Source organism: Ignavibacteriales bacterium, from assembly GCA_026390595.1.
Classification (GTDB): Bacteria; Bacteroidota; Ignavibacteria; order UBA10030; family UBA10030; genus UBA9647.
Genome location: JAPLFQ010000020.1, coordinates 102,364 through 114,778, shown reverse-complemented (window position 1 = coordinate 114,778; position 12,415 = coordinate 102,364). Strand labels below are relative to the sequence as shown.

General features: G+C 54.6%; 9 protein-coding genes. All 9 read left to right on the top strand.

From position 1 onward, the window contains the following. Nucleotides 1-34: 34 nt before the first annotated feature. Nucleotides 35-688 (top strand): outer membrane beta-barrel protein, encoded by a 654-nt coding sequence (locus NTU47_08615; protein ID MCX6133861.1) that lies wholly within the window; start codon nt 35-37, stop codon nt 686-688. A 51-nt stretch (nt 689-739) separates the two neighbouring features. Then, entirely contained in the window at nt 740-1,867 is a 1,128-nt protein-coding gene (locus NTU47_08610) for a hypothetical protein (protein MCX6133860.1), read from the top strand. Nucleotides 1,868-1,968: 101 nt separating this feature from the next. Further along, the gene (locus tag NTU47_08605) at nt 1,969-2,604 is read left to right on the top strand and encodes a hypothetical protein (protein ID MCX6133859.1); all 636 of its coding nucleotides are present in this window, start codon (nt 1,969-1,971) and stop codon (nt 2,602-2,604) included. A 26-nt stretch (nt 2,605-2,630) separates the two neighbouring features. Next, the gene (locus NTU47_08600; GenBank protein MCX6133858.1) at nt 2,631-4,109 is read left to right on the top strand and encodes a rhamnulokinase; all 1,479 of its coding nucleotides are present in this window, start codon (nt 2,631-2,633) and stop codon (nt 4,107-4,109) included. A 23-nt stretch (nt 4,110-4,132) separates the two neighbouring features. Continuing rightward, entirely contained in the window at nt 4,133-5,404 is a 1,272-nt protein-coding gene (locus NTU47_08595; GenBank protein MCX6133857.1) for an L-rhamnose isomerase, read from the top strand. A gap of 10 nt (nt 5,405-5,414) precedes the next feature. Beyond that, the gene (locus tag NTU47_08590; GenBank protein MCX6133856.1) at nt 5,415-6,464 is read left to right on the top strand and encodes a hypothetical protein; all 1,050 of its coding nucleotides are present in this window, start codon (nt 5,415-5,417) and stop codon (nt 6,462-6,464) included. Between the two features lie 86 nt (nt 6,465-6,550). Continuing rightward, nucleotides 6,551-9,292: a family 78 glycoside hydrolase catalytic domain gene (locus tag NTU47_08585; GenBank protein MCX6133855.1), complete on the top strand. Its 2,742-nt coding sequence runs from the start codon at nt 6,551-6,553 to the stop codon at nt 9,290-9,292. Between the two features lie 71 nt (nt 9,293-9,363). Next, on the top strand, nt 9,364-10,731 hold the full coding sequence (locus NTU47_08580) for an amino acid permease (GenBank protein ID MCX6133854.1): 1,368 nt from the start codon (nt 9,364-9,366) through the stop codon (nt 10,729-10,731). A gap of 142 nt (nt 10,732-10,873) precedes the next feature. After that, a complete protein-coding gene (locus NTU47_08575; protein ID MCX6133853.1) occupies nt 10,874-12,415 on the top strand; it encodes an ASKHA domain-containing protein in 1,542 nt (513 codons plus the stop codon).

Below are 12,415 nucleotides of genomic sequence, written 5' to 3'. Positions count from 1 at the left end.
AAATGCTTCATCAACCATCATAGGGAGGTGGATAATGAAGGCGTTACGTTGTTTCAGCTATGTTTCTGTCCTGCTCTTCTTCGCGAGCGGGCTCCTTCTGTCGCAAACCATCACGCTGCGTGGCTCGTCAGCGATCGAGTTGGACTTCGGTTTCTGGAATAATGTGAATGCTGGCCAGAAACTTAGCCTCACTGGTGTCAAGCAGGAAGCGAAGGCAAGCGGTTTTGTTGGCGGACTGACGTACTGCTACTGGATGCGGGAGAACTTGTCAATCACAGCCGCAGGATCACTTCTTTCCTCAGAGGCTTCCTCCGCGGTTTCCGCCAATCCGATCACGGTCAGTCAAAACACAAATGCCCTCTTCTCGTTCCTCGTCGGTATGAGATACTTCATCCCCGTACCTGAACCCGAGGACATGATCCGTCCGTATGTAGCGATCGGTGCTGGTTCCTTCATCGGGTTCGAGGCGAGCAACTCGCTCCTTGCGCAATCTGCCCGGTCAGAATCAGCATTTGGTGGGAGAGTCGGCGTCGGTTTGGACGCTCACCTTGGCAAGAGTGTCAAGCTGGGGGCCAATGCCGGGTATAACGCCATGTCCGATTTCCGCTCAGCGGTCGGGGCGCGAAACAATTTCAATGGATTTGACTTTTCAGTCGGAATAGCGCTTCTATTCGGAGGCGATCGCTAGTGCGACCAGTACTGAAGCTTATGAAGAATAGGTTCTCCCATCCAGCAGACTATGAGCACGCCACGTAAGAGGGTCCGGGAGGCGATGGATCTCGGGATCCCGGATCGCGTCCCGTTAATGTGCCAGTTGAGCATCGGGCATATGCTCTTGCAGCTTCAGACTTCTCCTGCGGAGTTCTGGCACGATGAGGATGTCTTCGTCAGCGGGCTTGTCAAGCTCCGTGAAGTCTATGACTTCGACGGGATACTTGTAAGTCTCCATGGACACGACAGAGGCTGGAAAGTGGAGATCCAAGCGCGCCGTCAACTCCCGGAGGGTGAAGAGATTGTGTGGAAGGATGGCCGCCGGGTTCTGTATCTCCCGTACGATTTGCCCCAGCCGATGCATGATGAGGAACCAAAACCGGGGCTGTCTGATTTCTCCATCGATGCTCTTCCTGCTATTCTTGACTATATCCCTGTTTCACAGGGATTGAAGTTCAAGATCGACACCGAACATCCATTTGATGTGTTTAGAAACGTGCGTGCGCAAGCAGGCCCGGAATACTCGATTCATGGCGAAATCACGTCTCCATTCGATTACTTTCTGGATTTGTTTGGTCATCAGGATGGATTGCTCGGGCTTTTGAATGAGCCAGAAAAGGCTAAGGAAATCCTCGCACACTTCACACGATTGATCAAGAAACTGGCCCTTGAAATGTGCCGGGAAGATATCGATGCCATCAAAGTTTCGTCTCCCTTCGCAGGCGCAGGATTCATTTCGCCGAACTTCTACAAGGAGTTCGTACTCCCATACGAAGGAGAAATTGCCCGTGCGGTCCGTGAGAAGGGCGTCCACATCTACACGCATACATGCGGTGCTGTTTCTGACCGTCTTGAACTGATTTTCGACGCCGGCGTCAGCGGCATCGAATGTCTCGATCCGCCGCCGCTGGGCAACGTGGAGTTGGAGGATGCAATAAAGAGAACGAAAGGGCGCGGGTTTATCAAAGGGAACGTCGATTCCGTCAACACGCTGCTCAACGGCTCTAGCGATGAGATATTGAACGATGCCAGAAAGCGAATTGCTGTGGGCAAAGAAAATGGCGGGTTCATTCTGAGCACAGCGTGCTCAGTGGCGCCGCGGGTGGAACGTGACAAGCTTCTGCTTCTTCGCGAGGCCGTAGAAAAGTGGGGATGAATGCTGACGAGCACGCCGTCGTGTCGAGTCAGAAGGCCGGATCCCCACTCGTGGCATGCATGATCGCCGACTGCTTGAACTGAGTCGAACCGGATCCTCCAATGTCCACAAAGCTCTGTCCGAAGATCATACTCGAGGGGACACGTCTGACGCTCAAAACGGAGATCGCGTTTGCGCTCAACGAACACCCGAGAATTGTCGGTCCCCGCAAATATCGCTACCACTCGCCGTTGATTTCGTCGGAGTGGTGCGCCTTCACAAATTTCCCGTGGGGGAGAGGACTCATCAATTTTGAGCCCCGGGAAGAGGAACTGGCGATGGAGGCATACCGGACATGGCTGCGTCTGTTCGAGCTCTTGCGGTACTATTCATGGATCGTCGACCGATTTCACCTTTCCACGCAAGTGTATCAGTTGGCAGCGAACGGTCGCAGGTACGATTTTCGATGGCTCGAGGAGAGACTGTTACCGCTTGGGTTCCGGCATGTGTTCTGCTTTCGTCAGCCAGAGTCTTTTGCCGCTGCGCGGGAGGAACGGATGGAGGTTTCCGGCAATCCATCCGAGTACGACAACCTTGATGTTTTCATCCGTGAGCAGGAGAGGATGAGGGACCTCGTCGAGCGATCAATGCTTCCGCACCTCGTTCTGGACGTGTCGGATAACGACGTGACGGGAGCGACTGCTCGAATAGCAGATTGGATGACGACGAGCGGTGGATTGTACATGACAGAATCGTAAACGGTTGAATGTGAGCATTGACAGACATGGATAGACACTCGTTTGTTGCTTTTGATATCGGGGCGGAATCAGGCAGGACGATTCTCGGCACACTGGAGGAGAACCGGCTCGCCATTCAGCAGATTACCAGATTTCCCAATGAGATGAAGCCGATCGGAGGGCATCTTCATTGGGACATTGATGGTCTGTTCGGCAACCTGAAGGAAGGATTACGCGCTTGTTCCGGCCTTGGGGCCAAACCAAAAAGTATCGGCGTCGACACATGGGGTGTTGATTATGGCCTGCTTGGACAAGATGGTGCGTTTCTCGAACTCCCGTATACCTATAGGGATCATCGGACGAACGGGATGATGGAGAAGTTCTTCGAACGGGTGCCCCGCCGACGAATCTATGAATTGACCGGCATTCAATTCATGCAACTCAACACGTTGTTCCAGCTGTTCGCCGCTGCGCAGCAGAGCCCTCATATTGTCGAGAAAGCAGCCAGACTTCTCTTCATGCCGGACATTCTCAACTATCTCCTCACAGGAGAGACAAGAACCGAATTCACCTTCGCCACGACTTCCCAATTGCTTAATCCCCGGACCGGGAACTGGGAGCCCGAACTCTTCTCTGCTTTGCAGGTCCCAATATCTATCATGCAGGAAATCCTACAACCAGGTACAAATCTCGGTCAGTTGCGTGCACCGGTCGCGGAGGACGTGTGGCTCGGGGAGATTCCGGTCACTGCTGTTGCTTCACATGACACCGGGTCCGCCATCGCAGCGATCCCGGCGGAGGGAACAGAATGGGCGTACATCAGTTCGGGGACCTGGTCGTTGATGGGGGTTGAGATTCCTCGCCCGGTTATCACAGACGAAGCTCACGCTTCGAATTTTACGAACGAAGGGGGTGTCGGCGGGACATTCCGGTTCCTGAAGAACATCATGGGACTCTGGCTTCTCCAGCAATGCCGGAAGGAATGGTCGTCAGAGGTGCAGTATGACTACGAAGAAATGGTGAAACTAGCAATGCAGGCGGCTCCCTTCCGATCCCTGGTGGATCCGGATTACCCGGAATTCTTCAACCCTGTGAGTATGCCCGGCGCAATCCGGCAGTTCTGCCAGAAGACCAGCCAGCCGCTCCCCGCCACGCATGCCGATTATGCGCGCAGTATTCTGGAGAGTCTCGCCTTGAAATATCGAGCCACGCTTGACCAGATTCAGAGACTGACAGGGCAGAGAATCAAGCGGATCCATATCATCGGCGGGGGAGCGAAGAACAGCCTTCTGTGTCAATACGCCGCGAATGCGACCGGTGCTACCATTATTGCAGGACCCGTCGAGGCCACAGCAATCGGGAATATCATGGTTCAGGCGCTCGCGGCTGGTTGCGTCGGATCCCTGAAAGAGATACGAAGCATCGTGCGGCATTCATTTGAACCGGTCGCATACGAGCCGAAAGAAACCGGGATTTGGCAACAGGCGTACGAGCGGTACAAGGATCTTTCATCCACGAGTCACTAAGACCATGTCGAGGGACAATAAGAATGTCGAACGAAAGTAGCATCCGCAAGTCATATGACCTGGCCCGGGAGCGTTATGCGGCGCTGGGCGTCGATACCGAAGAAGTCATGAAAACCCTTTCGAAGATCTCGCTGTCGCTCCATTGCTGGCAGGGGGATGATGTCGGCGGATTTGAAAAGCCCTCCGCTTCTCTCTCGGGAGGGGGAATCCAGGTCACGGGCAATTATCCTGGCAAGGCTCGCTCAGTCGAGGAATTGCGGGCTGACCTCAAGGAGGCGTACAGCCTTATACCTGGCAGGCATCGTCTGAACCTTCACGCGATCTACGGGGAGTTTCAGGGAAAGCTCGTCGACAGAGACCAGATCGCGCCAGCGCATTTTGCAGGATGGATTGACTGGGCAAAACAGCAGGGGATCAAGCTAGATTTCAACGCCACATGTTTTTCACACCCGAAGTCGGATGACGGTTTCACTTTGAGTCACCCGAATAAGGGAATCCGCGATTTCTGGATCGAACATGCGAAGCGGTGTCGTGAAATCAGCGCAGTGATGGGGCGTGCTCTCCAGAGCCCGTGCATCCATAATCTCTGGATTCCTGACGGGAGCAAGGACCATCCGGTTGATCGCTTTGCATACCGGGCGTTTCTCTTGGATTCGCTCGACAAAGTCTTCGCCACATCGTATCCATCAAGTGAAATGAAGGATGCGGTCGAAAGCAAGCTGTTTGGCATCGGGAGTGAAGCGTTTGTCGTCGGGTCACACGAGTTCTACATGGGATACGCACTAACGCGGAAGAAGATGGTGTGCATCGACATGGGGCATTTCCATCCGACGGAATCTGTCGCAGACAAGATCTCATCGATGCTTCAGTTCTTTGACGAGCTGCTTCTCCACGTGAGCCGAGGTGTTCGATGGGACAGCGACCACGTCGTTATTTTGAACGACGATGTCCGCAGTCTCGCCGAGGAGATCGTCCGGTCAAATGCCCTGAACAGGGTGAACATCGCGCTCGATTTCTTCGATGGCAGCCTGAACAGAATCGGAGCCTGGGTCATCGGAACCCGGTCGACTCTCAAAGCGATTCTCGCTGCTTTGCTGGAACCCCGGGAGAAACTCCGTGCATTTGAACAGAAGGGGGATAACTTTGGTCGATTAGCACTGCTCGAAGAGACGCGCGTCCTGCCTCTCGGAGCGGTGTGGGACTATTACTGTTTGAACGCGGGCGTTCTGACAGGGGAGGAGTGGATCGCTGAAGTCCACCGTTACGAGCACACCGTTCTCAGCAAACGGGCCTGAGGGAGCAACCATGACACCACGTGAACGATGGCTGGCGATCTTCGCCGGCGAGAAACCCGATCGTGTGCCGACCGACTACTGGGCAACCGACGAGGTGACGGAACGACTCAAGAGGGAACTGCGGTGCAGCGATCTCGAGGGAGTCTACAACAAATTGAATATCGACGGCGTGACGCGCGTCGAGCCGCCCCGCACTTCGTTGCATCATCCCGACGACCGGGAAGCGGATATCTGGGGGCTTCGCAGGCGAACGATGGACTACGGGGCGGGTTCATACGAAGAGTTCGATACTCATCCGCTCGCCGGTGTCACGACAGTGGAGGAGATCCACGCGTACAAGTGGCCACGCGCAGCTGACCACGATTTCGATATGTTCAGCCAGATGATCCGCAGCGTCCCACGGCATCGTTTTGTGCGGTGTGGCGAGTATGAGCCGTTTCTTCTCTATTGTGCCATGAGGGGGCTGGAGCAAGGGCTGATGGACTTCCTGGAATACCCGGAAGTTCTCGAAGCGGCGCTCGATCACATCTTCCAGTATTATTATGAGCTGAACCAGAGGGCGTTTGAGATCGGTAAAGGGATCATCGATATCGCTTACCTGGCCGAAGATCTCGGCGGGCAGCGTGGTCTTCTCATGAGTCTCGACGACATCCGGAAATACATTCTCCCGAACCAGAAGAAAATGGCCGACTTGGCCCGCAGCTATGGAATCCGTGTCTTCTACCATACCGACGGTGATGTGAAGTCCGTTATCCCCGATCTCATCAGCGTCACTGGCATCGAGCTCCTCAATCCGATCCAGTGGCGGTGCCCGACAATGGAAAGGGAAGGATTGGTCCGTGACTTCGGAGACAAGATAATATTCCATGGAGCGATGGATAACCAGCAGACGCTTCCGTTTGGCACTGTCGGGGAAGTTCGTGCAGAGGTACTGGAGAATCTCCGGATCTTTGCCGGGGCGCGGTGGATATGTGCCCCCTGCCACAACTTGCAGCCCATCACGCCGACTGAGAATATCGTTGCGATGTATGAGACCATTCACGAGCACGAACGGCTCTAGAATGAAGAGCTCGCGACGCTGCTCGAAGCGATGTCCAGATGTGCCCCGCAGAGTCATCGCCGTCTGTTCTCATTGGAACCTGTAGCGTGAGAATCCCGCCCCCGACAAATCTTCGCTGTGAGTATCTGCACAACCCGCTGGGCGTCGATGTTGAACGCCCGCGGTTGTCCTGGGTCCTCGAGCATCCTGAACGTTCTCAGGCCCCTGCGTTCTTCAGGATCATCGTCTCTTCGTCAGGCGAGTTGGCCGCACGATGTGCAGGCGATCTGTGGGATAGCGGAAAGACGCCTTCTCCCGGCCCACCCTCGACCGATTATCGTGGAATCACATTGCGGTCTTTTCAACCCGTTTGGTGGCGCGTCCAATGGTGGGACAAGCTGGGGAACGAAAGCGAGTGGAGCAGGCTGGCCAGTTTCGAGACAGGGATTCTGGGTGGGGCAGATTGGAAGGCGCGTTGGATCAGCCGGAAGGATTTCAGGGAATTTCGTTCAAAGGGGAGCGTGCTGCTTGGAGAACCGCTGGGCGATTACGTCAATGCGTTTACCCTGTACCTGCGTCGTGAGTTCAAGCTCGCCAAATCAATAGTCCGGGCCACAGCGTTTGTGTGCGGACTCGGATACTACGAACTGAGAGTCAATGGCCGCAAGGTGGGGGATCACGTCCTCGACCCTGCGCAAACGGACTACAACAAAGCATCGCTCTACGCAACCTATGACCTCATCGATCTTCTTGCTGGCTCAGGTGTAACCCGCGAGTCGGGAAGCTTCGCTGTCGGCATTATGCTTGGCAATGGACGGCATATCAAAAACTATGGATACGGCCATCCCAAAGCGTTGATGCAGGTTTCAATCGTCTGGGAAGATGGGTCGAGAGAGGATCTCTGCACCGATTCAGCATGGAAGACCTCCTACGGACCATTGCAGGAAAACGGACTGTACTACGGGGAACGATACGACGCGAGGCTGGAAATGAGGGGGTGGGATGAAGTCGGCTACGATGACTCTTCGTGGGAGACCGCGGTGGAGGTTGATGCCCCATACCCTTCGTCACAATTGCTTCCTCCAATCCGTGTCGTGGAGCGCCTCGAACCGAAGCGCCACTATGTAGTTTCCGAAGGCATTCACGTTTATGATTTCGGTCAGAACTTCGCGGGCTGGGTCCGATTGTCGGTGCAAGGAACGCAGGGGACCGAGATCACCCTTCATCACGCCGAACTCCTGAACGAAGACGGGAGACTCAACATGTCGCCGAACCAGAACGCCGAGGCGACAGATGTCTATGTGCTAAGTGGAACGGGTGTTGAAACCTATGAACCGCGCTTTACTTATCACGGGTTTCGATACGTCAGTGTGTCCGGTTTTCCCGCGATGCCTTTGATCCTGCAGATCGAAGGCTGTGTGGTCCATTCAGATGTGGAACCCGTCGGAGAGTTCGCCTGCTCGAACAACCTGGTGAACCGGATCCATGAGAATATTGTCCGGGGCCAGAGTGCGAACCTGATGAGCATACCGACAGACTGCACGCAACGCGATGAACGGCAGGGTTGGTTGGGAGATGCGCACCTGGTTGCAGAAGAATCGATGTTCAATTTCGATATGGCCGCATTCTATGCCAAGTTTCTGAAAGACATCGAATGTGCTCAAAGGCAGGATGGGAGTCTTCCGGATGTCGTGCCCCCCTACTATCTCGGCCGCCTCTATCCGGCAGATCCTGCATGGGGTTCGGCTTACATCACAATTGCATGGTTCATGTATCAGTTCTATGGTGACACAGGCGTGCTTGCACGACATTTCGATTCCATGAAAAGATACATCGAATTCCTGCGGGCGAACTGCGACAATCACATCATCAAGAAATTGGGGAAATATGGCGATTGGTGCCCGCCAGGAAGCATCGCTCCGAAGAGGACTCCTGTTGAGCTGACCGCAACATGGTATTATTATCACGACACCCTGATGCTTTCAAGGATGGCCGCGGTGCTGCGCCGTGAAAACGATCTTCGGGAATTGGAGGAATTGTCGCTTCAAATCAAGGATGCCTTCAATGATCATTTCCTGAAGGATGGAGAGTACGAGGTCAACAGATTTGCCCCTGTGGATCGGAGTCCGGGACAAACATCGAACACGCTTCCTCTTTACCTTGATATGGTTCCTCGGGAGGACCGATCCCGGGTTCTCGAGCGGCTCCTGCACAGTGTCGTTTCAGACCAGGATTATCATCTCGATACGGGGATCCTGGGGACGCGATATGTGCTCGACGTGCTGACGGACAACGGATATGGTGATGTCGCATACAAAGTCGCGACTCAGAGGACATATCCCGGATGGGGATATATGGTCGAAGAAGGGGCGACGACGTTGTGGGAACGATGGGAGATGATCACGGGCGGAGGCATGAACTCTCATAACCATATCATGTTCGGAAGCGTGGACGCCTGGTTCTACCGGGTCATCGCGGGCCTTTCATGCCTTGGGGCGGGATGGAATCGAATCCGTTTCATGCCCCGCGTTTTCGAAGGGTTGGATCACGCCCATGCTTCGGTAAGAACCGTCCTCGGAAATGCGGCAATCTCGTGGCAGAGGACTGAGTCGAGTTTCTTACTGGACGTCAAGGTCCCGGTTGGTTCGATCGGAGAACTTCATGTTCCCTTGATGTGGGAGATGCAGCAAATTGCGGAAGATTCGAAAGTCCTGTGGCAGGCAGGAAGGCCGACCCTGACACGCGATGACAATATTCGTTTCCTCGAAACGAGAGAGAAGCACATTGTGTTTGAGGTGGGAAGTGGAGAGTTCCACGTGCGAGTGGAGTGGGTATCATCACCTCAATGAGTAAGAACTGCCGCGGTTGTGCACCCCCCGCGCGGTATTGGCGTATCATTTCGAACTACGGAGTCATCCCGATGAGTATCAAAGCGAAGCTCTCGACATTTGACGCCACGATGATTGTTGTCAGCCTGGTGATCGGGATTGGGATTTTCCGTACGCCGGCGATGGTCGCTTCTTCCTCCGGCACGACCTTCATTTTCTTCACTGCCTGGATACTGGGCGGCTTCATTAGCTTGCTCGGTGCCCTGACGTTTGCCGAGATCGGCTCAAGGTTTCCAAAGCCGGGGGCTTTCTACAAGGTGGTCGCTGAGAGCTACCACCCGTCTGTTGCATTCATGCTCAATTGGTCGAACGTCACAATCGTCAATGGTGCAGGAGGGGCAGGCGTCGCTCTCATCGGAGCTGAATACCTCATTCCGATTATCTTTCCCGAGAGCTGGCGTACTCCTGTTGTGACGCAATGGACGGCGGCCGGACTGGTGCTTTTCCTGCTCCTCATCAACTACATCGGCATCAAGACGGGTGCATGGGCGCAGAACATACTGACCGTGGTCAAGATCGGCATGATTCTTATGCTCGGATTCGTCGCCTTCTCGTTCGCCGGAACGAAGCCCCCTGAGCCTGTCCAAACCCTGACGCACGAACCGTTTTGGATGGCACTGGGGATCGGATTGATTTCTGTCTTTTACACCTACGGTGGGTATCAGTGTACGTTGAACTTTGGCGGGGATATCAAGCAGCCCGAACGGAACATGCCGCGGGCCATTTTTTTCGGTATCGCGATCATCATCGGATTATACCTTCTGATCAATCTGGCGTATGTCAGTGTCCTTGGAATACAGGGAGTTGCGGGAGCGAAGCTTGTTGCCGCAGAGGTGGCCAGGGTCTGCTTCGGCCAGTCGGCGTATCTTCTGGTCTCCATTGCGATCTTCCTGTCGGCACTCGGGTTTGTCAATGTGACCTTGATGCAGATTCCACGATCCTACTACGCAATGGCGCAGGATGGCGCCCTTCCTCCGATTTTTATGAAGGTGAATCCGAGGACCCAGACCCAGGAATTTACGCTCCTGTTTTTCGGCGGGACGATTCTTGTCTCCATCGTGTTTCTGGGAACCTTCGAGCGGCTGGTGAACTACGTGATGATTTTCGATACGTTGAACAATGCCCTGGTCGCTTCAACGATCTTCGTGCTCCGGCGCCGCGGCATCACGTCTCCAAATGGCGCAGCATATAAGGTCCCATTCTATCCCTTCCTGCCGGGGTTCTTTGTCCTCTTCCTGCTTTTTATCACAGGTAACATCATCGCAACGCAGCCGGAATCGCTCCTGATTGGTGGATGCATTCTCCTCGCCGGCTATCCCGTCTTTCTTCTTCTGCGGAAGCTCTCACACAGGCCGGGAAAGACTGTTTCTGCTTCCTCGGTCGATGATAAGCGGGAGTAGCCTCAAACTCAGGCCGCAGGAGGAGCCTCAGCACAGTGCTTGCGGCTTCGCCGATGTCTCACTTGTGCCTCCGAATTTCATTATTAGTCAATAATGATTACTTTTGTGAGGCAATCATTCACAATCTCCAGTCCAAGGCCCAATGCCTGACAATGTTCGCATAACCCTGCTGCCGCTCGGTCACGAAATCACAGTCCAGAAAGGCACTCCGCTGCGAGATGTTCTGTTCCCGTATGGTGTCGAATTTCCATGCGGAGGCAATGCCATCTGTGAGGGGTGCAAGGTCAAAGTCGTTTCCGGTAACCTTCCTCTCACACAAGAGCAGGAGAACATGCTCTCCGTGAAGGAGGCGAAGGAAGGATGGCGCCTCGCCTGCAGATGCAAAGCCGATGAAGACATGACTCTCGAACTTGCCCAGTGGGAAGCGAGAATCCTGGCTGACGAAAGCCGTTTCGATTTCAAGCCGCGGGATGGTTTCGGCATTGCAGTTGACTTGGGAACGACAACACTGGCAGCTCAGCTGCTCGACCTGAAGAGCGGGAATGTCATCGGTGTCGAAACAGGGCTCAACGATCAGGGGCGGTATGGGGCGGATGTGATGACCAGAGTATTCTTCGCCGTGACCGAAAAAGGTCAGCCCGATCTTGAACTGGCTATCCGGAAGCAGCTTGGAGGAATGATCGAAAAGCTCGTCGCGTCTTCCAAGGTTGACCCGGGCCGGGTTCTGGACGTGGCGATCGTCGGGAACACAGTGATGCATCACCTCTTCAGCGGCCTCGACGTGGGACCTCTTTCCCAATACCCATTTGAATCCCCGACGATCGGATTTCAAGTTTTCGAATCGTCTCAGCTTGGCTGGAATGTCATCCCGAACGCGACCGTAAGATTTCTTCCCTGCCTTGGCAGCTTCGTGGGAAGTGACATCCTCGCGGGAATTCTGGCGACAAACCTGCACAAAAGCGATTCGCTCGTCGGACTGATCGATTTGGGCACGAACGGCGAAATCGTCATCGGAAACCGCGATAAGTTTCTCTTCTGTTCGACGGCCGCCGGTCCGGCGTTTGAAGGCTCGTGCATTTCAATGGGGATGCGCGCAACCACGGGGGCGATCGTGCAGGTGTTCGGGTCGGACGGGAAACCCCATTGTCGTGTACTCGGCAATGTGGAACCACGAGGGATTTGCGGGAGCGGCCTGGTGGATGCGGTCGCGGTCGGACTTTCGACGCAGCGCATACGTGAAGACGGTAAAGTGCTCGAAGAATCCGGGGTGTATTCTCTTTGTCCTCCTGTCAATCTCACTCAGGGGGACATCCGGGAGCTGCAGGTCGCAAAAGCGGCAATAGCGGCAGGGATTCAGATTCTCGCAAAAGATCTGGGGGCAACTGTAGCGGATATTTCGAAAGTCTATCTTGCGGGGGCTTTCGGCAATTACATTGATCGGTCGAACGCATACCGCATAGGCTTGCTTCCTGTCCAGCCTGAGAAAATCCAGCCGGCAGGAAATACGGCATTGCTTGGGGCGAAGCTGGCACTCTTCCATTCCGATCCCAATATCTATGCGACAATCAAGAATCTCGGGCAGCATGTCGCGTTGAATCTGGACGAACAGTTCCAGGATATTTTCATCAATGAGATGGGCTTTCCGGAGGTTCCGCCCGTATCGTCGGTTGTCCGCAATGATTGA

Coding starts and splice junctions, on each gene's coding strand:
- NTU47_08595 (MCX6133857.1), top strand. CDS start 4,133: ATGTCGAACGAAAGTAGCATCCGCAAGTCATATGACCTGGCCCGGGAG.
- NTU47_08615 (MCX6133861.1), top strand. CDS start 35: ATGAAGGCGTTACGTTGTTTCAGCTATGTTTCTGTCCTGCTCTTCTTC.
- NTU47_08600 (MCX6133858.1), top strand. CDS start 2,631: ATGGATAGACACTCGTTTGTTGCTTTTGATATCGGGGCGGAATCAGGC.
- NTU47_08605 (MCX6133859.1), top strand. CDS start 1,969: ATGTCCACAAAGCTCTGTCCGAAGATCATACTCGAGGGGACACGTCTG.
- NTU47_08575 (MCX6133853.1), top strand. CDS start 10,874: ATGCCTGACAATGTTCGCATAACCCTGCTGCCGCTCGGTCACGAAATC.
- NTU47_08590 (MCX6133856.1), top strand. CDS start 5,415: ATGACACCACGTGAACGATGGCTGGCGATCTTCGCCGGCGAGAAACCC.
- NTU47_08580 (MCX6133854.1), top strand. CDS start 9,364: ATGAGTATCAAAGCGAAGCTCTCGACATTTGACGCCACGATGATTGTT.
- NTU47_08610 (MCX6133860.1), top strand. CDS start 740: ATGAGCACGCCACGTAAGAGGGTCCGGGAGGCGATGGATCTCGGGATC.